The sequence below is a fragment of the Streptomyces sp. NPDC021115 genome (assembly GCF_044333065.1).
In the GTDB taxonomy this organism is placed as follows: Bacteria; Actinomycetota; Actinomycetes; order Streptomycetales; family Streptomycetaceae; genus Streptomyces.
The window spans coordinates 280,029-302,960 of sequence record NZ_JBIRQF010000010.1 but is presented as its reverse complement, the minus strand read 5'-3'; the positions used below and the strand labels follow the sequence as shown (position 1 = coordinate 302,960).

Genomic DNA, 22,932 nt, shown 5'->3' with positions numbered 1-22,932 from the left:
GGCGCAGACCTCGTCGAAGGCTTCGGCGAAGACCGGAAACCGGTCGTACAGAGCCGCCCCCATACCGGGACGCTGGCTGCCCTGACCACTGAACAAGAACACCGTCTGACCCGAAACACTGACAGCGTCCCCGGGACAGACCACCGCCGGGTGTGGCGCACCGGTCGCGAGCGCCCGCAAGCCCGCTGCCAGCTCTTCGCGGTGCTCCCCGATCACGACGGCTCGGTGGTCGAAGAGCGAGCGGGTCTTGAGCAGTGACCAGCCCACCTCCACCGGCGATACGTCCTCGTCCGGGGCGGTCACCCGGTCGAGCAGCGCAGCCGCCTGGCCGCGCAGCGCCTCCGTACTCCGTGCCGACACCACCCACGGCAGGACCCCGCCCACCTCAACGACCGACGGCGGAGTGACCTCCACGGCGTCCTGCGGGGCCTGCTCCAGGATCAGATGCGCGTTCGTCCCCGAGATGCCGAACGACGACACTCCCGCCCGGCGCGGATGCTTGCCCTGCGGCCACTCCACCGCCTCGGTCAGCAGCCGTACCTCACCGGCGCTCCAGTCGACATGCGGGGTCGGTTCGTCGATGTGCAGCGAGGCGGGGAGAATCCCGTGCCGCATCGCCAGCACCATCTTGATCACACCGGCGGCACCCGCCGCCATCTGGGAGTGGCCGATGTTGGACTTGATGGAGCCGAGCCACAGGGGCTGATCGTGCGGCCGCTCCTGGCCGTACGTGGCCAGCAGCGCCTGCGCCTCGATCGGGTCGCCGAGTGGGGTCCCGGTGCCGTGTGCCTCGACCGCGTCCACCTCCGACGCCGTGAGGCGGGCGTTGGCGAGCGCCTGACGGATGACGCGCTGCTGCGACGGCCCGTTCGGCGCGGTCAGGCCATTGCTGGCGCCATCCTGGTTGACCGCCGAACCACGGATCACCGCGAGCACCCGGTGGCCGTAGCGCCGGGCGTCCGACAGCCGCTCCAGCAGCAGCACACCGACGCCCTCGGACAGCGTCATCCCGTCGCCGTTCGCCGAGAACGCCTTGGACCTGCCGTCCGGGGCGAGCCCGCGCAGTTCGCTGAAGCCGATGAAGGGAGCCGTCGAGGACATCACGGCGACGCCACCGGCCAGCGCCAGCTGGCATTCGCCCTGCCGGATCGCCTGGCAGGCGAGATGCAGGGCGACCAGCGACGAGGAGCACGCGGTGTCCACCGTCACCGCGGCCCCCTCCAGGCCCAGGGCGTACGCGACCCGGCCGGACACCACGCTCGCGGAGCTGCCGATGGTGAAGTACCCGGCCGAGCCCTCGGGCACCTGGGAGGCGTCCGTGCAGTAGTCGAGGTGGTCGCAGCCGATGAAGGTGCCGGTGAGGCTGCCCCGCAGCGATTCCGGGTCGATGCCCGCGTGTTCGATGGCCTCCCACGACGCCTCCAGCGCGAGGCGCTGCTGCGGTGCCATGCCCAGGGCCTCGCGCGGGCTGATGCCGAAGAACGCGGCGTCGAAGCCCGCGGGGTCGTCCAGGAAGCCGCCCTCGCGGCAATAGCTGGTGCCCGGGTGCTCCGGGTCGGGGTGGAAGAGGGTGTCCAGGTCCCAGTCGCGGTCCGTGGGCAGTTCCGTGATGGCGTCGCGTTCGGTGGCGACCAGCTGCCACAGCTCTTCCGGTGAGCGCACTCCGCCCGGGAACCGGCATGCCATTCCCACGATGGCGACCGGTTCGTGCCCGGCCGACTCGACATCTTTCAGGCGGCGCTGTGTCTGACGGAGGTCCGCCGTCACGCGCTTCAGATAGTCGAGAAGCTTTTCCTCATTGCTCGCCATGGTCGGCGCACCCACTTCCCTCGGCAGACCGCTGACCGCTAGTGGCGACGGCAGTCGTAGCTGCCCCGCAAGGTTGTTCCGTCGGGGAAGGTGAAGCTGGTGGCGTCCTTGAAATGCCCGGGACCGAGCATCTGGTAATCGTCCACCACGTCCATGTTCACGCCTTCGGTCTTTCCGGTGGCGCTGGGCGTGACCACCTGGCTGAGCGGCCCCTTGAACACCAGGTGGCCGTCCCTCCAGCCGGGCGATGAATAGTTCGCGGAGGAACCCCAGTTGTCGTGGTATTGGACGATGAACTTTCCGTCCACGGGATCCCATCCGAACGACGACCTGCCGACCACCTGGCCGGGTTCCAGCGTCGCGTCGGTGTAGTAGTAATGGCCGCCCATGGCCCGTTTCGTGGTCAGGTGCATCACCGCCGCCCTGCTTCCCGGCGGGGGTGTGTATTCGCACCGGTAGGAACCGAGGAGGAAATCCAGGGCGCGAATCTGGGGCGGTGCGGGCAGCGGGGTCGTGGAAGTGGCGCGCGATGGCCGGGCGTCGTCCCTGGTGTCGGGTTCGGCGCTCACCGGAGTGACGGCGAACGCCACCAGACCCACGGCGACAACACCCGTCTGCACTGCCCTTTCGGTACGCACACGCGACTCCCGTCGATAACGGCCGGTAATGGCGACCATCCTTTGGGCCGCGCCTAAAGGTGCTCTAACGCGTGGCTTGCCCGCGGTACGTGTCGTCGGCCCGCCCGCGCGCCTCATTAGCCCAGCTTTAGACCGGCCGCCGAGCATGAACCGGACCGTCGGGACGAAGGAGGATGGCGAGGATGGCGATGAGCGGCTGGCCGGCGCTGGAGAAGTACATCGATCGCGCACCCACCTCGAAGGAGATGATGGGCTGGATCGAACTGATCGTCAGCCAGGGCATTCGCCGGGCGGGCTGCGCCGCCGACAGCTGGACCGAGGAGTGGGCCGCCGAACAGTTCCGGGAAACGGGGCTGGAGGACGTCCGGCTGGAGCCGCTGGACACGCCGATCTGGCGGCCGCGGTCCGCCGCTTTCGAGATCTGGCCCGCGGGCCGCCCCGGCGAGGCCACCCGCTTCACCGGGCTCGCCCTGCCGTACACCACCCCCACCGAGGGCACCGAGGGGCGGCTGGTGCGGATGGAGGACGGGGACGTGGGCGGTGGCATCGCGGTCCAGGAGATCGGCTTCACACAGCTGCCGCAGACGGAGGTGCAGGCCCGCGCCACCGACGCGTACGACCCCGAGGGCGTCTTCCCCGACCTCGTCCAGACCGTGCCGTTCGACCTTCCGCATGTGCTGGACTTCGACATCGCCATCAAGGACGGGGCCACCGCGTACGTCGGGCTGCTCACCGGTGTGCCCTGGGAGACCAGCGACTTCTACTGGCCCTACGACGCCGAGCTGCGCCCGGTCCCGGGTATCTGGCTGAGCGGCGGCGACGGCGAGCGGGTCCGCGAGCTGATGGCTTCCGGCGCGTGCGAGGGCCGGATCGTCTCCGATGCCACCATCACCGAGGAGACCACCCACAATGTGGTGGGCACCCTGCCCGGTGCCTCGGACCACTGGGTCATCGTCGGGTCACACCACGACGGTCCGTGGGCCTCGGCGGTGGAGGACGCTTCGGGGATGGCGCTCGTACTGGCGCAGGCCAGGTTCTGGGCGTCGGTGCCCCAGGAGCTGCGTCCGCACAACATGCTGTTCCTGCTGACGTCGGGCCATATGGCCGGGGCCGCGGGCACCCAGGCGTTCATCGCGGCCCATCCCGAGCTGTTTCCGCAGGTCGTCCTCGAAATGCATCTGGAACACGCCGCGCGTCAGGCCGTCGTGGTCGACGGCGAGGTCGTGCCCACCGACGATCCGGAGGTGCGCTGGTGGTTCACCACCCAGGCGCCCGCACTGGAGCGGCTGGTGGCTGATTCCATCGCGGCCGAGGACCTGCGCCGCTCGTGGATCCTGTCGCCGACCGCCTTCGCGCCGAACCCGGCCACCGACGGCGCGTACTTCTACTACACCGGTGTGCCGCTGGTGCAGCTGATCACCACGCCGATGTACATCTTCGACCCGAGGGACACCCCCGACAAGGTGGACCAGCAGAGCCTGGTGCCGCTCACCATGGGCGCGGCGCGGATCATCGCGGGGACGCAGGGCTGCGGCCCCGACACCCTCCGGGTGCCGTTGCCGGAGTCCGGCTGACGGCACGTGGCCCACGGACGACTGCACGTACGGAAGCGGCCCGCCGGTGCCCCGGCGGGCCGCCGTCATGCTGCCGTGCTCACCGCGTGCGCAGCGCGCACGTGGCCTTGGCCGTCTTGCGCGGGTCGCTCTCGGAACGGGCGGTGAGGACGACCTTCCCGTGCCGTTCGGCTCCGTTCTTCGCGGTCACGGCCACGCCCACATCGACCGACGTTCCGGCCTTGGCGGCGGCGAGCTGGTTGGGCAGCCACGCGGACCAGCCCCGGCCGGTGGCGGTGGCCGACAGCCGGTAGACATCCGAGTCCAGATGGGCGCCACCCCCGGCGCGGCCGGTGTTGGCGAGATCGAAGGTGCACATCGCGCGGCCCTTCGAGGGGTGGCCCTGCGCCACGCCACGGTTCAGGTCGACGCCACGCCGCTGCGGCCCCGAGCCGTCCAGGGACTTGACGGCGATGGTGTACGAGAGCACACCGGACCGGTCGCGCTTCAGGTCGAGGACGTAGAAGTGCAGCCGGTTGGCCTTGTCGATGTACTCGTACTGGCTGCCGGAGTCGGCCCCGGCGTGGAAGAGCGCATCGCTGAGCTGCCGGTAGTCGCCCATGGTGATCTTCTGCGTGGTGCCGTCGGGGCGCTGGAAGTCCACCATGTCGATGTCCTCGGGGTGGGCGTCGACCACCCAGGCGAACGGGGCCTGATCCTTGTTCTTCGTCTTGCTGATCAGCACTCCGTTGTCCGGGGTGAACGAGTCCATGCCCATGCGGTCCACGACCTCGACGGTGTAGTTGTCGTAGCCGCCGCCGTCGCACAGCGGGTCGGTCTTCCGGTCGCAGGCCGGCGAGAGGTCGCTGCCCATGGTGATGTTGACGCCCGCGAGCCCCTTCTCGCCCGGTGGCGCGGAGCGCGCCGTGACGCGGGCGACGGCGAGCCCGGAACCCGCCAGCGCGTCCCGGTCCAGGCGCAGGACGTTCTTCTCGTCCACGATGCCCAGCTTCAGCTTGTCGCGCAGCACATGCTGGGCGCCCATCGAACCACCGGCGGTGGCGGGTATCCGCCACCGGGTGTGCGGACCGCCGGGGCCGTTGAACGAGCCGCGGGAGAGCATGCCCCAGATGCCGGTGTAGGAGCGGCTGAGTGGAGTGCCGTAGGGGTTGTTGTAGTTGTCGCCGATGCCCAGGATGTGGCTGAGTTCATGGGCGTACACGGCCATGCCGGAGCTCTCGGTCTGGAGCGACGAGCCGTCCGTCGCGTTGGGCCAGATGCGGGCCGCGGCCTGCCACGACGTCCACGGTACGTAGCGGGTCGGCGCAGCGTTGCTCCCGGTGGGCGCGGGCGGGCCCCATACGGCCGGTACGTCCTGCCGGTCGGCGAACTTCATCTGGCCGAACTCCTGCCAGGTGGACGACTCGTCCTGCCCGGCCGCGAGATAGAAGACGAAGTCGAACTTCCCGGTCTCCTCGGAGCCCACGTCGGCGGTCCACGCCGCCTTCCCGTCTGCCCGGATGTCCATGTCGCAGGTGTCCCCGGCCGGGCAGGCGCCCGGGTTCATCGAGTCCTCCACCCCGTACTGGTAGGACTTCGCTGGCATGCGGTACACACCGAAGGCCGTCAGGTCGACGCCGATGCGGCCGCCGGAGTCCTCCATCCAGTACTCGTTGATGGTGTGACCGTTGTTGAGCGCGCCGGGCTTGTTGAGGAAGTCCTCGTAGAACTGGGGCAGACGGTCGCGCGGTATGCCGGAGGCGGACGGCTGAGGGTTGCCGAACAGGGTCGATCCCGCCGGCTGGCTGACCGTGAACTCCTCGTCCGGGTAGTCGAGGAGCACCAGCGCGCCCTTGAAGGTGCGCTTGGTGGGCTTGACGTCGGGGTCGGCCCAGCGGGTGCCGGGGACCGCGCGGTAGTCGGCCCACGTCATGTCGTCGGGGTTGCGCCAGCGCTGGGGGTCGATCGGGTCGACCAGCGGCGGCCGGGCACTCGGCGTACGGTCGGGTGCGGCCCCCGCGGGCCCGGCCGCGACGGCGGCCAGGGCGGCGAGGAGCGTGGCGACGACCGTTAATCGGCGGACTCGTCTTCGGCGGAGGAACAAGGCTCACCTCTTGTCCGGAAGTGGTGCTCAGACAGGACCAGCCGTGCGCACGGGAGGACTACCGGTGCCACCGTAGGCCGGGGGCCGAGGTGACGCCAGAGTGCCGCTGTGGCTTCCGAGACGAAGCCGCGACGAAGCTGTGGCGGAAGCCCGGTGTGCGCCACCGCATTGACGAGCCGCTGTCGAGCCGCTGTCGAGGCGCTGACGAGCCGGAATCCCGTCGCACACCGCTGCGGAGCACATCGCAAAGCGCGATAGCGTGTACAGGCCAACGGGAAGGCTGCCGCCGACCTCCCGTATGGCGCGACGTGTGGAAACCAGCCCAAGGAGCCCTCTTGACCAGCCCAGAACAGCGCATGGCTGACCTGCTCAAGACCTTCGGTGAGCCAGCGGCGTGCACCGCGTACCTGCTGTGCGACCGGCATCCGGCCGACGCCGTGGCGTTCACCTTGGTGAGCAAGGACCTGACCAGCCATGACATGACGTTCGCTGAGCTCCGCGACCGCTCGTCGCGCATGGCAAGTGCCCTGGCCGCCCTGGGCGTCGGGGCCGGTGACCGGGTCGCCACCCTGATGGGCAAGTCCGCCGAACTGCTCATCGCGTCCCTCGCCATCTGGCGGCTCGGGGCCGTCCAGGTGCCGCTGTTCACCGCCTTCGCCCCGCCCGCCATCGCGCTGCGCACCATCGGCAACGGCACCAAGGCCGTCGTCACCGACGCCGACCAGCGCCCCAAGCTGGACCCGGAGGCCGGTTTCCCCGGTGAGCGGCCCTGGCAGATCATCACGACCGGTCCGGCCACCGGCTCCGACCTCGCCTTCTCCGAGCTGCTGGAGTCGCACGCCCCGCAGCCCGAACCGGTGGCGGTGGGTGGCGACGCCCCCATCGTGGAGCTGTTCACCTCCGGCACCGCGGGCACCCCGAAGGCCGTACCGATCCCGCTGAACGCCGTCGCGGGCTTCGTGATGTACCAGCAGTTCAGCCTGGACCACCAGCCCACCGACGTGTTCTGGAACGCGGCCGACCCGGGGTGGGCGTACGGCCTTTACTACGCCATCATCGGGCCGCTCGCCCTCGGCCACCGCAGCCTGCTGCTCAACAGCCTGTTCTCCGCCGAGGACACCTGGAACCTGCTCTCCCGCTTCGGCGTCACCAACTTCGCCGCCGGACCCACCGTCTACCGCAAGCTGCGCGCTTCCGGCGCCACCGTCCCCGGTGACCTGCAACTGCGCTGCTGCTCCGCGGCCGGTGAACCGCTGCCCACGGACGTCGTCGAATGGGCGCGGGAGACGCTCGGCGTCCCCGTACGCGACCACTACGGCCTGACCGAGACCGGCATGGTCATCGCCAACGCGTGGCACGAGGAGCTGCGCACCGACCTCAAGACCGGCTCCATGGGCCGCCCGCTGCCCGGCTGGTCGGTGAAGATCCTGCGCGAGGACACCAACTCCGCCGAGGCGGCGACGGGCGTCCCCGGCCGGGTGGCGATCGACCTCGCGGCCAGCCCGCTGATGTGGTTCAAGGGCTACCTCGGCTCCCCGGAGCGTACGGCCGAGAAGTTCAGCCCCGACGGGCGGTGGTTCTACACCGGTGACACCGCGGCGCTGGACGAGGAGGGCGATCTGTTCTTCTCCGGGCGCGGCGACGACGTCATCCTGATGGCGGGCTACCGCATCGGCCCGTTCGAGATCGAAAGCGTGCTCCAGGAACACGAGGGCGTGACGGAGGCCGCCGCGGTGGGCATCCCCGACGACGAGTACGGCGAGGTCATCGAGGCGTTCGTCGTCCTGCGCCCCGGGTTCCAGCCGGGCGAGGCGCTCGCCGCCGAGCTTCAGCAGCTGGTCCGGGACCGGTTCGCCAAGCACGCGTACCCGCGGCAGATTCACTTCGTGGACGCGCTGCCCAAGACCTCCAGCGGCAAGACGCAGCGCTTCCTGCTGCGCCCGCAGCCGACCGCCGGCCGGGGCCGCTGAGGCGACACCCCCTGAGGCCGAGGGCCCCGGTTCCCGTGCACCGCACGGGAACCGGGGCCCTTCTCGCGTACGGGCGTCAGCCGGTGGAGCGGCGCGACAGCGCCTCCCGCACCGCCTCCTCCGTGCGTCCCACCACCGCGGAACCGTCGTCGGCGGTGATGATGGGCCGCTGGATCAGCTTGGGGTGTTCGGCGAGCGCCGCGATCCAGCGGTCGCGCGCGCCCTCGTCGCGCGGCCAGTCCTTCAGCCCCAGCTCCTTGGCCGCGGCCTCCTGGGTCCGGGTGATGTCCCACGGTTCGAGCCCGAGCCGGGCCAGCACGCCGCGGATCTCGTCCTTCGTGGGTACGTCCTCGAGGTAGCGGCGGACGGTGTACCCGGCGCCCTCCGCGTCGAGCAGACTGAGCGCGCTGCGGCACTTCGAGCACGCCGGATTGATCCAGATCTCCATGGCGCAACCGTACCGCGAGACCCCTCCCGGCACGCCCGTCGAATCCCGCCCATGTGCCGTCTGACCAGGCTGCTTTGTCAGTCCCCCGCCGTAGAATAGAGGCAGTGGAAATGAGCGAGACCGACCGTCCCAGGAGGATGCCGATGGCCGCTGCCGTAACCCCTCTTCCGGACCTGCCGAGCTTTACGACCCTGCCGAAGAAGCGCATGCCCGCCGGGCGTCCGCGTGAGTGGTACGAGACCCACAACCGCCGGCTGAAGGCCATGCGCCTGGCCATCGCCCTGCTCAACTCCGGTGTGTACCGCCCCGAGCAGGCGCGCAACCGCAAGATACGCGCCACCGCGGTCCGGATCGGGGTGCACCCGCCGTCCAACACCACGTGCCGCATGGTGCGCTCGCTCCTCCAGGAAAACGACCGCTGACCGATCCGCTCACCGACAAGGGAACCCCGCCGCGCCCTCTTCACTGGGGCGCGGCGGGGTCTCCCGTCCCCACCACTTTTCAGTTCCCCCCTCATCACCCCGCCATCTTCAGGCGCTCCACCTTCGGCAGCAGGAACGCGTAGGTGGCGGCGCCGAGCAGGGCCACACATCCCGCCAGGGCCAGGGGCAGCACGAACGAGTGGGTGATGCCCTTGAGCACGCCGAGCAGCAGCGGGGAGAGGATGCCCGCGATGTTGGCCGCCGTGTTTTGGATCCCGGCGATCGAGCCGACGTGTGCGGCCGTTGGGGCCACATCGGCGGGCAGCGCCCAGACGCTCGCCGCCGCGAAGGTGGAGCAGAAGTAGGAGACGGACAGCGCGGTCAGCGCCGTGCCGACACCCGGTGAGATGACCGCGAGCGCGATCACCGAGGTGCCCAGCAGCCCGCCGACCAGCGGGATCTTCCGCGCCTTCGTACGCTCGGTGCCGCGCCGCACCAGCCAGTCGGAGAGCAGCCCGCCGCTCCAGCCGCCCAGCATGGAGGCGATGCCCGGGATCATGCCGAGGAACCCGAAGGACAGCGCGTCGAGGTGGTATTCGTCCACCAGAAACGTCGGGAACCAGGTGATGAAGAAGTAGGCAACGAAGTTGATGCAGAAGAAGCCGAGCATCATCGCCCAGACCATCCGGAAGCGGAACAGGTCCCGCCAGCCGATCCGGGCGCTCGCCGCGGCCTCCTCGGCCGTCTCCTTCTCCTGACCCGACTCGATGTACTCCCGCTCCGCGGCACCCAGCCGCGGATGATCCTTCGGGTCGCGGTAGTAGAGCCACCAGCCGAGCGCCCACAGCACACCGAGACCGCCCGCGATGGCGAATGCCCAGCGCCAGCCGAGACCGGTGACCACCAGGGTGACCAGCGGGATGGACAGGGCACCGCCGACCGCGTTCCCGTTGTTGAAGGTCGCCGAGGCGAAGCTGCGCTCGGACGCCGGGAACCAGCGGGAGACCACCTTGGCGCTGGAGGGGAAGCTCGGGGCCTCGCCGAGGCCGAGCAGGGCGCGCAGGCCCACCAGCGACGCCACGCCGCGGGCCAGCCCCATCCCGGCGGTGGCCAGCCCCCACCACAGGCTCGCGATGGCCAGCATGATGCGCGGGCCGACCTTGTCGGCGAGCCAGCCGCCGGGCATCTGGCCGAAGGCGTACGTCCAGAAGAACGCCGACAGCAGCAGTCCGCTGACCCCGTCGGACAGCCCGAGGTCATCGGTGATGTGCGGCAGCGCGACACTGAGCGTGGCGCGGTCGATGTAGTTGATGGTGATACCGGCGAACAGCAGCCCGAGGACGACGAAGCGGACCTTGCCGACGCGTCCCCCCGGTCTCGTCGGCCCGGCGGCGGCAGGTGCCGGTGCGGAGGTCTTGCCGAGAGCCATCGCGCTCACACCCCCGCCGATGGCCGGACGCCGCCGCTGACGACGCCGTTGACCACATGGCGCGGGGCCTCGCCCGACAGCACGCGGTCCACGCTCTCGACGAGCCGCGCCCGGATGGCGTGGTACGCCTCGACCGTCACCCCGGCCGTGTGCGGGGTGAGCAGCACATCGGACCGGCCGCGCAGCGGCGAGTCGGCGGGCAGCGGCTCCTCGGCGAACACATCGAGCGCGGCGCCCGCCAGCTGGCCCGAGTCCAACGCCTTCACCAGCGCGTCCTCGTCCACCACACCGCCACGTCCGGCGTTGAGGACGTACGAGCCCCGGGGCATCCGGGACAGCAGGGCCTCCCCGACGACACCACGGGTGGCCTCGTTGAGCGGCATGTGCAGGGTCAGCACATCGGAGCGGGCGGCGAGGTCGTCCAGGCTCACATACGTACGGTCCGGCTCGGAGGGCACCGGGTCGTGCGCCAGCACGTCGCTGCCGAACCCGTCGAGGCGGCGCGCGACGGCGCGGCCGATGCTGCCGAACCCGGCGATGCCCACGGTGAGCGCGGACAGATCGCGCCCCCGCAGCCCCTCGGGCCCCCAGCCACCGCTCTCGATCTTCGCGTGACCCGCCGCGTACCGGCGCAGCAGGGAGAGCAGGGCACCCACGGTCCAGTCGGCCACGGCGTCGGTGTTGAATCCGGGGAGGTTCGCGACCGGTATGGAGCGCTCGGCGGCGGCGAGGTGGTCGACGCCGTCGAAGCCGACGGCCACCGACTGCACGAGGCGACAGCGCTCCATCCCGGCCAGCAGCTCGGCGGTGATGCGGCGCTCCTTCTCCAGCGGGGCGAGCACGATCGTCGCGTCGGCGAGCGCGTCCCGGTGGTCGTGCGGGTCCTCGTCCGGCCCGATCTCGGTGATGCGCAGATCGGGGTGGCCGGGCAGCAGCCGACGCAGCTCGTCGGCGCCGAGATCGTTCAGGTGGTACAGAGTCACGAGATGTTCGGACATCACATGCGGCTCCTGGAGTGATGTGGTGGGGCCTAGGGGGTGTCTTGCCGGTCATGCCGGGCTCCCGTCGCTGATCCGGCCCTGCCGGCAAGACACCCCCTGAGGGGTGGCATGAGTTTTCGCCACGGTTACGATCTCTGTCAACGGTTAACCGAAAACGGATAACGGTTTTCCGAGTGAGGAGTCAGGCACATGGACCGTCAGCGCACCGTCGTCACCGCGCTCACCACGCCGTTCACCCCGAGCGGCGACCTCGACCTGGACGCGGCACGCGCCCAGTACGGCTTCGCCGCCCGCACCACCGGACAGCTGCTCGTGGCCGGAACCACCGGAGAGTTCCCCGCGCTCAGCGACGGCGAACGGCTGCTGCTGGTCGAAACCGCGTTGCAGGAGGCGGGCGCCGACGGCGTGATCGCGCACATCGGCGCCGCCGACGCGCACACCGCCGTCCGGCTCACCCGGGCAGCGGTGGCGGCCGGTGCCCGCCGCATCGCCGCGCTCACCCCGTACTACCTGCCCGCGGGCGCGGACGAGCTCGAGGCGTACTTCAGCCGGATCCGGCTCGCCGCCCCCGATGTCCAGCTGTACGCGTACCTCTTCCCCGAGCGCAGCGGGCTGACGGTCGGACCGGTGGAATTCGGCAAGCTGGCCGCCTCGTGCGGACTGGCGGGCGTCAAGCTGAGCGGTACGCCCTCCACCGAGGTGGCCGCGTACCGCGCCGAACTCCCGGAGGAGTTCGAGGTGTACTCGGGCAACGACCAGCGGCTCGCCGACGTCCTGGCCGCCGGTGGCGCCGGGGTGGTCTCCGGCTGCTCGGCCGCCTTCCCCGAGCCCTTCCTCGACCTGGCCGCGGCGCTGCGCGAGGACACCGCCGACCCGGCCAGGATCGCAGAGCTCCAGGACCTGGTGGACCGCACCGTCGGTCTGCTCGGCCCCAGCATCGGCCGGATCAAGCACGCCCAGACGGCCCGCGGCCTGCCCGCCGGAACCTCCCGGATGACCGTGGGGGACCCGGACCGGGCCACGGCCGCCGACATCGACGCGCTGGCGAGCGAGGTGACCGGCCGCCCGGCCGCCTGAGCCGACCGGCCCCGGAGGTCAGCTCGCGGGCAGTGGCTGCTCCGCCCAGATGCACTTGCCCGTCGAGGTGAAGCGGGTGCCCCAGCGGTGGGAGAGCGCGGACACCAGCTGGAGGCCCCGCCCGCCCTCGTCGGTGTCCGAGGCCCGGCGCATCCGTGGCGTGGTGGGGCTGCCGTCCGACACCTCGCAGATCAGGCTGCGGCTGCGCAGCAGGCGCAGCCTGATGGGACCCTTGGCATGCCGGACCACATTGCCGACCAGCTCGCTGACCAGCAGCTCCGTGGTCATGGCCAGTTCGTCCAGCTGCCAGGCGCCGAGCTGGTCCCGGACATGGTGGCGCGCCTCCCCGGCGGCGATCGGCGCATCGGGCAGCCGCCAGGACGCGATGTTCTCCGCGGTCATCGAATGCGTACGGGCCACCAGCAGCGCCGCGTCGTCCTGGGTGCGCGACTGCTCGGGCAGCAGGGCGGCGACGAGGGTGTCGCACAGCCGGTCGAGCCGGCCGAGGACACATCCGTCGCCCCCGTCCACCGCCGGACCACCGCCACCGTCCGAGCTCGGACGCGGCAGCAGATCCGGCGTCCTGGTCAGCGCGTCGGCCAGGGTGCGGGCGAGATACGCCATGCCGTGGTCGATGTCCCGGGTCGCGGACTCGATCAGCCCGTCCGTGCACAGCACCAGGATGCTGTCCTCCGGCAGCTGCACCTCGATGGTCTCGAACGGCGGGGTCGCGGCGCCCAGCGGCGGGTCGGGCGAGAAGCCGGGGGTGTGCACCGTGCCGTCGGGGTGGATGATGGCGGGCGGCGGATGGCCCGCACACGCGAAGGCGCACACGCTGGTGGTCGGATCGTAGATGGCGTACAGACACGTGGCGTAGAAGTCGTCGCCGAGCGCACCCACCAGATCGTTGAGATGGGTCAGCAGCTCATCGGGCGGCAGCTCCAGATCCGCCAGCGTGTGCACGGCGGTGCGCAGCCGGCCCATGGTGGCCGCCTCGGACAGCCCGTGGCCCATGACATCGCCGATGACCAGCGCGACCCGCTCCCCGGACAGCGGAATCAGGTCGTACCAGTCGCCGCCCACTTCCATGCCCTCCCCGGCGGGCAGATAGCGCGCGGCGGCCGTGACGGCGGGCAGCGCGGGCAGCGTACGGGGGAGCAGCCCGCGCTGGAGCTCCTGGGCGCGGGTGTGCTCGGCGTCGTACAGCCGGGCCCGCTCCAGCGCCTGCGCCACCAGTCCGCTGATCGCGGTGAGCAGGGTGCGCTCCTCCTCGCTGAAGTGGCGCGGCCGGTCGAAGGAGACGACGCAGTAACCGGCCCGGTGGTCCGAGGCCACCAGCGGGAGGAACGCCCACGCCTTCTTCTCGCTCAGCGGCAGATAGCCGACCACCTCGGGGAAGCGCTTGGCGTAGTCCTCGGGGGAGGAGATGAACAGCGGAGTGCGGGAGCCGAGGACCTGGGTCACGGGCGAGTGCAGCGGAGCCTCGGGTGGCACCGGGACGTTGTCGAGGAAGCTCAGAAAGGTGTCCGAGTAGCCGGTGGACCCCACCACCCGCAGCCGCTTGTCCTCGATGAGCTGGCAGATCAGCCCGGTCGCCCCGAACGGCGGCAGAACCCGGTCGGCCACCGCCTTCACCACGTCACGCGTGGTCAGCGCCTCGGCGAAGGCGCTGGTCAGCTCCGCGATCCGGGTGGCGCGCTCGGTGGCGGCGTGGGCGGCGGCCGAACGCTCGGCGTCCAGCGCCCGGCGGTCGGTGACATCCGTGATGTGCACCGTCATCCCGTCGGGCACCGGCACCAGCCGGATGTGGTACCAGCGGTTGCTGCGCGGCCACCGGGCATGGAAGTCGATGGGCGCCCGCGCCGCCGCCGCGCGCCGGAACCGCGGCTCCACACCGATCGCCCGTGCCCGCGGCAGCTCCCACAGCACCTGGCCCCGCAGCTCCCCCGTGGCCCCGAGGAAACGCTCGGCCTCGACATTGCCGAACGTGATCCGCCCCTCCTCGTCGACCACCAGGAAACCGTCGCCCATGTACTGGAGGGCGCGGCTGAACGCGTCCCGGGAGCGGCGGGTCTCGGTGATGTCCCACAGCGTGCCGACCACCCGGACCGGATCGCCGTCCCGCCGCGCGGCCACGGTGCCGCGTGCCTGCACCCAGCGGTACGTCCCGTCCGGCTGCCGCACCCGGTACTCGACGCTGTACTCGCTGCGGCCGCGCAGCGACTCGGTGCTCGACACCGCCTGCACCCATGGCATGTCCTCGGGGTGGATGGCGCCCAGCCACGTGTTGACCTGGCCGTCGAAGGCGCCGGGCTCGAACCCCAGCAGCGTCTGCGCCTGGTCGTCGCAGGTCAGGGTGGCGCCGCGGAGATCCCACTCCCAGGCCCCGATCCGCGCCGTGCGCAGCGCCCGCTGGAGCCAGAGCCCGGACCGCTGCTCCTCCGGGCCCCGGGCCCGGGCGGCGGCCGCAGTGGCGGTCGCCAGCAGCCGCAGTCGCTGGGCCAGCCAGCCGGTGACCGTCCGGGCCAGCTCGCGCTGGGCCGCGTCGCCCGTCCGCGGGGAGGACGTCAGCACCGACAGCACCGCGAGCGGCCGGCGGCCGTTCATCGGCACCGGGATGGCCGCCATGCACACACCGGGCGGGATGCTCCGGGCGAGGGAGTCACGGCCTGCCGGGTCGGCGGCCCACAGGGCGGCGCCCGCGTGGAAGGCGGCCATCGGAGCGACCGAATCGCCCCACTCGATGGTCTGCCACGCCCTGGGCAGCTGACCGCTGAGGCCACTGGTGGCAACCAGCCGCAGCCCCAGCCCGTCCGGCCTGCGCAGATGCGCCATGCCGCCCAGGCCCTGAAGGCCGGACACCAGATGGTCGAGCGCCAGCCGCAGCAGCTCCGCGTCGCCCAGACCCTCACTCGCGGTCTCGAGCAGACTCAACCGGGCCCGCTCCGCCTCCCGGACCTGCGCGTGCTCCTGCGCCGGGGCGTGTTCCTGCGCGGGGGTGTGGTTCTGTGCCGGGTGCCGGTCGTTTACACCCACGCGATCACCTGCGCTCTGCGAGGCCCGGACGACTGGCCCGGCCCTCCCGGGACAGTCTCTCTAGTAAGAATATGTCCGTATTTTCAAGCGTTTCACCCTCCCTGGCGACACCGTTCGACACCGAGGTCACCGAAGAGGCGAAGCGCATGGTGATCAAACTGGACCGGCGGGAGGGCCGACCCCACCGAGCGTACTAATCTCCTTAGCAGTAGGGTGGTCGCGACGGACTGCCCATCACTGTTATCGGCGGAGGAACGGCGTGAGCGCGAGCGGACGCGTACGAGCGGACGGCGTCCTGCGACGCCTCCTGTTCGTCGTCCTGCTCGTGCTCGGGGTGCTGATGATGCACTCCATGGGTCACCCCGACGGCGGCCCGGGCATGAGCACCTCGGCACATGCCTCCGGCGGGACGCACGAGGCCATGCGGGACACGCCTGCCATGGCCGCCTCCCACGACGGCGCCTCCCACGACCACGGCTCCCGGGACGGGTCCGCCGTCGCCGCGCAGCGCGCCCCCTCCGCGCCCATGACCGGGATGGACATGGCCTCGCTGTGCGTGGCGGTGCTCGGCGCGTGGGTGCTCACGGCCGTGCTGCGGGCCGCCCTCGTACGGCGCCGTGGTCCGCCCCCGCCCCGGTCGGCGCCGGTGACCGCCGTGCCGCGGCCCGTCCCTCCCTCGCCGGGTCCCGACCTCACCACGTTGTCGGTGCTGCGGATATAGGCCGTACCCGGCCATCCGCGGAAACACCGAACGCAGAACACCGACAACACACACGGCATGAGGTGCATCGGCATGACCAACATCAAGCACGCATCGCGCCGCCGCCTCGCGGTGGCGGCCATCGTCGCCACGGGCGGACTGCTGCTCACCGCCTGCGGCGGGAACGACGACATGAAGGGCATGGACCACGGGAGCAAGGATTCCTCCGCCTCCGCGAAGGCCACCGCGACCCCGGCGTCGGGTGACTTCAACGACGCGGACGTGTCCTTCGCGCAGATGATGATCCCGCACCACCAGCAGGCGCTGGAAATGGCGAAGCTGGCGGACGGCCGGGCCGGGGACGGGCAGATCACCTCCCTGGCGGGGAAGATCGAGAAGGCCCAGGACCCCGAGATCACGACCATGAAGTCCTGGCTGAAGTCCTGGGGCAAGCCGGTCTCGCCGTCCTCGGACAGCATGCCCGGCATGGATCACGGTTCGGGCGGTATGGCCGGGATGATGTCCCAGAAGGACATGGACGAGCTGAAGGCCGCCAAGGGCGCCTCCTTCGACCGCGCCTTCGCGCAGATGATGATCGACCACCACAAGGGCGCGATCACCATGGCCGAGGACGAGCGCAAGAACGGCCGCAACGCGAGCGCCAAGAAGCTCGCCGAGGACGTCATCAAGAACCAGACCGCCGAGGTGACCACCCTGCGGAAGATCCTCGACCGGCTCTGAGTCACGGAAGCGGTGGCAACCGCTGCGTCCCGGGGGTGGCTACATCATCCCCGGGGCGCAGCCCACCACCGCGGGCAGCAGCGGGAGGGCCACGGCGGCCGTGACCACCGCGAGCCGCAGCGCGGGATGCGGACGGTGGCGCGGGCCCAGCATCCGGTGCAGCCGGACCAGGGCGCCGGGGCCACCGGCCGCGAACGCCCCACGGGGGGTGCGACCCGCCGCCATCTCGTACAGCGCCGTGGCCAGCGTCTCGCGCGGGTGGCGGCGCAGCGCACGGTCGTCCGCCGCCATCTCCAGCAGCATCGCCGTCTGCTCCCGGGCGGTGCGCGCCAGCGGCAGCCACCGGAAGGCCCCGGCGAACGCCTCGGCGGCGGCCAGCGCCAGATGGTGGCGGCCCGCGATGTGCGCGCGCTCATGGTCCAGTACGGCGTCGAGCTGGGCGCCGGACAGCACCCGCAGTGCACCCGTGCTGACGACCACGCGCGGGTAGCGCCCCGGCAGGCAGTACACGGCGGGCAGCTCATGGTCGAGGACGGTGGCGCGCAGCCGCGGCGAGCGGCGGCCGACCATGTCCAGCACGCCCAGGTGGCGGGAGCGGGCCCGCCGCGACCGCAGCACCTCGTGGCCGAAGCGGACGAGCGCGGGCAGCGCCACGAGCAGCGGCAGCAGGACGGCCGGGAGGTCGAAGGGGCCGGGTACCGGGATACGGGCGTGCCAGGTCAGCCCGCAGAACTGGGCTAATCCGGCCATTCCGGTGTCAAGGTGTCCGGTCGGGACGGCGAGGTGGTACGCGGCCAGCGCCACCGCGACCGTGAACGACACCGTCAGCCCCTGCCAGGCGGCCACGGCGAGCGCGGGGGAGCGGTGCGGCCAGGCGCTGCGCAGCAGGACCCGCGGGGCCAGGGCGCCGACCGCGGCCGCGTAGCAGGCCAGGGCGAGCGCCGGGATCACTCCTGGTTCCGCCGCCCGGCGGCCCGCAGCGCCTTGCGCAGGGCGCTGACCTCCTCGGGGCCCATCTGCTCGACGAAGTGGGCGAGGGCCGCGGGGCGGTCCTGGCTGGTGCCCAGCGCGTCCTCCATCAGCGCGGCGGAGTACTCCTCACGGCTGCGTACCGGTGAGTACAGCCAGGCCCGGCCCTCCTTGCCGCGCTGGAGCCAGCCCTTGTTGTAGAGGATGGTGGCCACGGTCATCACCGTGGTGTAAGCGACCGGCCGCTGTGTGTTGATGTCGTCGACGATCTCCCGCACCGTCGCCGGGCGCTGCCACGTCCACAGACGGTCCATGATCTCCGCCTCGAGATCCCCCAGCCGCCGCATGGACGCTTCCTTCCGCCGTCAGACGCTTACCTCCGTTAGTACGGAGGCCCATAGTAGAGAGCCGTCATCGCCGGGGGGACACCGGGGTGAATGCCGGGCGGCCCGAGAAGATCGCCGATCATCCGCAGCACCGGGTGCTCCGCCCCTGGCCAAAGCCTCAACTGGCCTTGCGCGCGATAGGATTGACCGGACGCGTATTCAACACGGGTAAGGCGAAAGGGACGTCTGGATGAGTGGTCTGAACAAGGGGCTCGGGAAAATCGAGGTGGCGCTCAAGTGGGACCCCAGCCCCAGCGGGGAGCCGGCCAACGATCTCGACATCGTCGCAGGGACCTACCACGCGACCGATCCGTACGGTGAACCCGCGTATCTGGTGCACTTCGACAGCCGGTCGCCCGACGGCACCATCTACCTCAACCGCGACAGCCGCACCGGCCAGGGGCTGGGCACCGACGAGGCGATGACCCTGGAGTTCGAGCGGCTGTCGGAGGAGTACTCCCGCGTCGTGGTCGGTGTGGCCATCCAGCAGAACGGCGGGCGGAAGACCTTCGGCGATATCCGGAACACCAGCGTCCGGATTGTTGAGGGATATACCGAGCTGATGGAAGGAGATTTCACCGGCGTCTCCGGAGCCACAGCAGCCACGGTCGCGGAGTTCACCCGGGACGAATCGGGGGAATGGGGAATCCACGGCACCATTCGCGGATTCACCGTCGACCCGGAAACCTTTACGGATGTGATGGGCAAGGATTATTCCTGACCGCACTTGTGCGTTTTCTCCGTCGGCTACGGGGCGATGTGAATCCGGCCGTCGACCGCGCCGCGCCCAGGTCCCGCTGGGCGGCCGGATCGCGCACGGTCAACTCACCGCCGTGGACGGCGTGATCCGCGGCGTACCGCATCTGGTGTACGGCGCGTTGCCGGATACTCCTTGAGAAGCAGGACGGAATCCGTCTGATGTCAGCTCCGGCGTCGGCATCTCATGCCTAGGGTTCTGTCATGGATCTCCGAAAGACCCTGCGCGGTCGGCGGCTGCTCGCGACGGTGGCCGCCGTCGCCGTCCTCGCGGGCACGGGCACCTGGGCCTCCGTCGTAGCCGCCGACGACGGGCCGACCGTGCACCGCGAGGACCGGGTGCTGGACATGCCGGGGACGCGCCTGGACACCTCGTACTTCACCGCGGGTCAGGGCCGCCGCCCCGCGGTGCTGCTCGCCCACGGCTTCGGTGGCAGCAAGGAGGACGTCCGGGAGCAGGCCGAGGAGCTGGCCCGGGACGGTTACGCCGTGCTGACCTGGTCGGCGCGGGGCTTCGGCAGAACGACCGGCAAGATCGGGCTCAACGACCCCGGCCATGAGGTGGCCGACGCCCGGCGGCTCATCGACTGGCTGGCCAAGCGGCCCGAGGTGCGGCTCGACGCCAAGGGCGACCCGCGCGTGGGCGTCGCCGGCGCCTCGTACGGCGGGGCGCTGTCGCTGCTCGCCGCGGGGTACGACCGGCGGGTCGACGCCATCGCGCCCGAGATCACCTACTGGAACCTGGCCGACGCGCTCTTCCCGAACGGCGTCTTCAAGAAGCTGTGGGCGGGGCTCTTCTTCACCACCGGCTCCGCCGATCTCTCCGGAGGCGGACAGGGTGGCGAGGAGGGCCAGGACTCCCAGGGATCGCAGACGGGACCGCAGGGCGGCGGAGGCGGCCAGGAAGGCCAGGGCAGTCAGGGGAGCCAGGGCGGTCAGGCCGCGCCGAGCGCCCCGGCCGCCGGGGACGGGCGCAACCAGGGCTGCGGACGGTTCGAGAAGCAGCTGTGCGCGATGTACGAGCGCGTCGCGGTCGCCGGAAAGCCGGACGACGCGGCCCGGCGCATGCTGGAGGCCCGCAGTCCGTCCGCCGTGGGCGACCGGATCAAGGTGCCGACGCTGATCTTCCAGGGGCAGTCCGACTCCCTCTTCCCGCTCGGCCAGGCCGATCAGATGGCGAAGGCGATCAAGGCCAACGGCGCCCCGGTCGACGTCGACTGGACCGACGGGGGACACGACGGCGGCGACCGCGAGACCGGGCGCGTCCAGTCCCGCACCCGGGACTGGTTCGACCGCTACCTCAAGGGCGACCGGGGCACCGACACCGGGCCCGCCTTCCGGGTCACCCGCGCCGGGGGCGTCGACTCCACCAACGGCGCCGTCCAGCTGCGCGGCGCCACCGGCGACCGCTATCCGGGGCTGGAGGACGGGCGGCGGACCGTGGCGCTGCGCGGCCGCGAGCAGGCGTTCGCGAACCCGCCCGGCGGGGGACCGCCGTCGATCTCCGCGGTGCCCGGCATCGCCGCCCTGTCCCAAGCTTCCTCGTTCGGGGTCGGCGTCTCCCTCGACATCCCCGGCCAGTTCGCCCGCTTCGACTCCGCACCGCAGAAGGAGAACCTGCGGATCACGGGGTCGCCGGAGGTGAAGGTCCGCGTCCGGGCGGACACCGACGACGCCGTGGTGTTCGCCAAGGTGTACGACGTCGGGCCGGACGGACAGCAGACGCTGCCCTCCCAACTGGTCGCCCCCGTCCGCGTCACCGACGCGAAGAAGGGGAGGACCGTCACGCTCCGGCTGCCCGCCGTCGACCACGAGATCATCGCGGGCCACTCGCTGCGGCTGGTGCTCGCCTCCACCGACCTCGGCTACGCCTCCCCGGCCCAGCCCGCCACGTACCGCGTCGCGCTCGCGGGCGACGGACTCACGGTGCCCACCGCGCCCGGGGTGCACAACCAGCCCGCACCGCTGTCGTGGTGGGTGTGGGGGCTGCCACTGGGCGGCGCGGTGGTGGCGCTCGCCGTGCTGCTGACGGGGCGTCGGCCGACGGCCGCGCCGCCGCCGGACCCCGAGCTCGCCGACGTACCGCTCCAGATCACCGACCTCAGCAAGCGCTACGCCAAGTCCGCCGACCGGTACGCCGTACGGGACCTCTCCTTCCGCGTCGAGAAGGGGCAGGTGCTCGGGCTGCTCGGGCCGAACGGCGCCGGAAAGACCACCACGCTGCGCATGCTGATGGGTCTCATCAGCCCCGACGGCGGGGAGATCCGCGTCTTCGGCCAGGCCATCAGGCCCGGCGCGCCCGTCCTGTCCCGGGTGGGCGCCTTCGTCGAGGGGGCGGGCTTCCTGCCGCATCTGACCGGACGCGCCAACCTGGAGCTGTACTGGCGCGCCACCGGACGGCCCGCCGAGGACGCGCATCTGGACGAGGCCCTGGAGATCGCGGGCCTCGGCGACGCCCTGGAGCGCGCGGTGCGCACGTACTCCCAGGGCATGCGGCAGCGGCTGGCCATCGCCCAGGCCATGCTGGGCCTGCCCGATCTGCTCATCCTGGACGAGCCGACCAACGGCCTCGACCCGCCCCAGATCCGCGAGATGCGCGAGGTGATGATCCGGTACGCGGCCGCCGGCCGCACGGTGATCGTCTCCAGCCATCTCCTGGCCGAGGTCGAACAGTCCTGCACCCATCTGGTCGTCATGGACCGCGGGCGGCTGGTGCAGGCGGGCCCGGTCGGGGAGATCACCGGCACCGGGGAGAGCCTGCTGGTCGGCCACGAGGGCGAGCTGAACGACGCGGTGGTCGACAAGGTGAACGCGCTGCCCGGCATCACCTCCGCGGTGCGCACCGACGCGGGGCTGCTCGTCCTGGTCGACGGCGCCGCCCCGGCGCGGCTGCTCGCCGAGCTGGTGCGGCTGGAGGTCCCGGTGACCAGCTTCGGGCCCAACCGGCGCCTGGAGGACGCGTTCCTGACGCTGATCGAAGGAGGATCCGCATGAGCGGCCCGGTGAGCCCGGCGAGTTCCGTGAGCCCCGTGAGCTCTGTTACGGAGGCGGCGCCCGGCTACCGGGCGCGCCACACCCTGCCCCTGCGGGTCGAGGCGGTACGGCAGCTGCGCCGCCGCCGCACCCTGGTGATGGGCGTGGTGCTGGCGGCGCTGCCGTTCGTCCTCGTGGCCGCGTTCGCGATCGGCGGCGCGCCCGAGGGGCGGGACGGCCGGGTCACCCTGATGGAGACCGCCACCTCCTCGGGCGCCAACCTCGCGGCCACCGCGCTCTTCGTCTCGGCGGCCTTCCTGCTGGTCGTGCCCGTGGCGCTGTTCTGCGGTGACACCGTGGCCTCGGAGGCCAACTGGTCCTCGCTGCGCTATCTGCTGGCCGCGCCCGTGCCCCGGGCGCGGCTGCTGGCCGGAAAGCTGGCCGTGGCGCTGGCGTTCAGTGCGGCCGCGATGGTGCTGCTGCCGTTCGTCGCGCTGCTGGTGGGGACGGTGGCGTACGGCTGGGGGCCGCTGCGGCTGCCCACCGGCGGTGAGCTGGCCACGGGCGACGCGCTCACCCGGCTCGCCCTGGTGGTGGCGTACATCTTCCTGTCCCAACTGATCACCGCCGCCCTCGCGTTCTGGCTGTCGACCGTCACCGACGCACCGCTGGGAGCGGTGGGCGGTGCGGTCGGACTGACCATCGTGGGCAATGTGCTGGACGCCGTCACCGCGCTGGGCTCCTGGCGCGAATTCCTTCCCGCGCACTGGCAGTTCGCCTGGGCCGACGCACTCCAGCCCCAGCTGGAGTGGGGTGGCATGCTGAAGGGCACGGCGGTGTCGGTGACCTACGCGCTGGTGCTCTTCGCCCTCGCGTTCCGCGGCTTCGGCCGGAAGGACGTGGTGTCCTAGCGCGGCCCT

General features: G+C 71.4%; 18 protein-coding genes. 9 read left to right on the top strand and 9 right to left on the bottom strand.

What is annotated here, in order from left to right; all coding sequences use genetic code 11:
- Together ACH4TL_RS28785 and ACH4TL_RS28780 are read right to left on the bottom strand one after the other, a co-directional pair.
- A partial coding sequence (locus ACH4TL_RS28785; protein ID WP_398320724.1) for a type I polyketide synthase occupies positions 1–1,809 on the bottom strand: 1,809 nt, incomplete at its 3' end.
- Positions 1,810–1,847: 38 nt separating this feature from the next.
- Positions 1,848–2,447, bottom strand: coding sequence for a hypothetical protein (locus tag ACH4TL_RS28780; protein WP_398320727.1), 600 nt, complete (start codon positions 2,445–2,447; stop codon positions 1,848–1,850).
- Between the two features lie 188 nt (positions 2,448–2,635).
- On the opposite strand from ACH4TL_RS28780, the gene ACH4TL_RS28775 reads away from it, so the two are divergent.
- The gene (locus ACH4TL_RS28775; RefSeq protein ID WP_398320730.1) at positions 2,636–4,021 is read left to right on the top strand and encodes a M28 family peptidase; all 1,386 of its coding nucleotides are present in this window, start codon (positions 2,636–2,638) and stop codon (positions 4,019–4,021) included.
- A 79-nt stretch (positions 4,022–4,100) separates the two neighbouring features.
- On the opposite strand, the gene ACH4TL_RS28770 is transcribed toward ACH4TL_RS28775, so the two are convergent.
- The gene (locus ACH4TL_RS28770; protein WP_398320733.1) at positions 4,101–6,104 is read right to left on the bottom strand and encodes a M6 family metalloprotease domain-containing protein; all 2,004 of its coding nucleotides are present in this window, start codon (positions 6,102–6,104) and stop codon (positions 4,101–4,103) included.
- A gap of 335 nt (positions 6,105–6,439) precedes the next feature.
- Here ACH4TL_RS28770 and ACH4TL_RS28765 point away from each other — a divergent pair, with 335 nt between their 5' ends.
- A complete protein-coding gene (locus tag ACH4TL_RS28765) occupies positions 6,440–8,074 on the top strand; it encodes an AMP-binding protein (RefSeq protein WP_398320736.1) in 1,635 nt (544 codons plus the stop codon).
- Positions 8,075–8,150: 76 nt separating this feature from the next.
- Here ACH4TL_RS28765 and ACH4TL_RS28760 read toward each other — a convergent pair whose 3' ends face one another.
- On the bottom strand, positions 8,151–8,522 hold the full coding sequence (locus ACH4TL_RS28760) for an arsenate reductase family protein (protein ID WP_398320739.1): 372 nt from the start codon (positions 8,520–8,522) through the stop codon (positions 8,151–8,153).
- 137 nt (positions 8,523–8,659) lie between these two features.
- Between ACH4TL_RS28760 and ACH4TL_RS28755 the strand changes: the two genes are divergently transcribed.
- The gene (locus tag ACH4TL_RS28755; RefSeq protein ID WP_398321340.1) at positions 8,660–8,944 is read left to right on the top strand and encodes a hypothetical protein; all 285 of its coding nucleotides are present in this window, start codon (positions 8,660–8,662) and stop codon (positions 8,942–8,944) included.
- Positions 8,945–9,038: 94 nt separating this feature from the next.
- Here ACH4TL_RS28755 and ACH4TL_RS28750 read toward each other — a convergent pair whose 3' ends face one another.
- Both ACH4TL_RS28750 and ACH4TL_RS28745 read right to left on the bottom strand, forming a co-directional pair.
- Complete coding sequence (locus ACH4TL_RS28750) at positions 9,039–10,373, bottom strand: MFS transporter (RefSeq protein ID WP_398320742.1); 1,335 nt, start codon at positions 10,371–10,373, stop codon at positions 9,039–9,041.
- A 5-nt stretch (positions 10,374–10,378) separates the two neighbouring features.
- Complete coding sequence (locus tag ACH4TL_RS28745; RefSeq protein ID WP_398320745.1) at positions 10,379–11,371, bottom strand: 2-hydroxyacid dehydrogenase; 993 nt, start codon at positions 11,369–11,371, stop codon at positions 10,379–10,381.
- Between the two features lie 192 nt (positions 11,372–11,563).
- Here ACH4TL_RS28745 and ACH4TL_RS28740 point away from each other — a divergent pair, with 192 nt between their 5' ends.
- Positions 11,564–12,451: a dihydrodipicolinate synthase family protein gene (locus tag ACH4TL_RS28740; protein ID WP_398320748.1), complete on the top strand. Its 888-nt coding sequence runs from the start codon at positions 11,564–11,566 to the stop codon at positions 12,449–12,451.
- A gap of 18 nt (positions 12,452–12,469) precedes the next feature.
- Here the strand turns inward: ACH4TL_RS28740 and ACH4TL_RS28735 are convergent, their stop codons facing one another.
- Positions 12,470–15,487, bottom strand: a complete 3,018-nt coding sequence (locus tag ACH4TL_RS28735; protein WP_398320751.1) for a SpoIIE family protein phosphatase — start codon at positions 15,485–15,487, stop codon at positions 12,470–12,472.
- A 259-nt stretch (positions 15,488–15,746) separates the two neighbouring features.
- Between ACH4TL_RS28735 and ACH4TL_RS28730 the strand changes: the two genes are divergently transcribed.
- Together ACH4TL_RS28730 and ACH4TL_RS28725 are read left to right on the top strand one after the other, a co-directional pair.
- Positions 15,747–16,208: a hypothetical protein gene (locus ACH4TL_RS28730; RefSeq protein WP_398320754.1), complete on the top strand. Its 462-nt coding sequence runs from the start codon at positions 15,747–15,749 to the stop codon at positions 16,206–16,208.
- A 72-nt stretch (positions 16,209–16,280) separates the two neighbouring features.
- Positions 16,281–16,928: a DUF305 domain-containing protein gene (locus ACH4TL_RS28725; RefSeq protein WP_398320757.1), complete on the top strand. Its 648-nt coding sequence runs from the start codon at positions 16,281–16,283 to the stop codon at positions 16,926–16,928.
- A 39-nt stretch (positions 16,929–16,967) separates the two neighbouring features.
- Here ACH4TL_RS28725 and ACH4TL_RS28720 read toward each other — a convergent pair whose 3' ends face one another.
- Together ACH4TL_RS28720 and ACH4TL_RS28715 are read right to left on the bottom strand one after the other, a co-directional pair.
- A complete protein-coding gene (locus ACH4TL_RS28720) occupies positions 16,968–17,879 on the bottom strand; it encodes a M56 family metallopeptidase (RefSeq protein ID WP_398320760.1) in 912 nt (303 codons plus the stop codon).
- A complete protein-coding gene (locus tag ACH4TL_RS28715; protein ID WP_398320763.1) occupies positions 17,876–18,244 on the bottom strand; it encodes a BlaI/MecI/CopY family transcriptional regulator in 369 nt (122 codons plus the stop codon). Before ACH4TL_RS28715 ends, ACH4TL_RS28720 begins: the two co-directional genes overlap by 4 nt.
- A gap of 229 nt (positions 18,245–18,473) precedes the next feature.
- Between ACH4TL_RS28715 and ACH4TL_RS28710 the strand changes: the two genes are divergently transcribed.
- From ACH4TL_RS28710 to ACH4TL_RS28700, 3 genes are all read left to right on the top strand, one after another.
- Positions 18,474–19,004 carry a TerD family protein gene (locus ACH4TL_RS28710; protein ID WP_398320766.1) on the top strand — a complete coding sequence of 177 codons (531 nt, stop codon included), beginning with the start codon at positions 18,474–18,476 and terminating at the stop codon, positions 19,002–19,004.
- Positions 19,005–19,243: 239 nt separating this feature from the next.
- Positions 19,244–22,033: an alpha/beta fold hydrolase gene (locus ACH4TL_RS28705; RefSeq protein ID WP_398320769.1), complete on the top strand. Its 2,790-nt coding sequence runs from the start codon at positions 19,244–19,246 to the stop codon at positions 22,031–22,033.
- On the top strand, positions 22,030–22,923 hold the full coding sequence (locus ACH4TL_RS28700; RefSeq protein WP_398320772.1) for an ABC transporter permease: 894 nt from the start codon (positions 22,030–22,032) through the stop codon (positions 22,921–22,923). The genes ACH4TL_RS28705 and ACH4TL_RS28700 overlap by 4 nt, the downstream gene beginning before the upstream one ends.
- Positions 22,924–22,932: the final 9 nt, after the last annotated feature.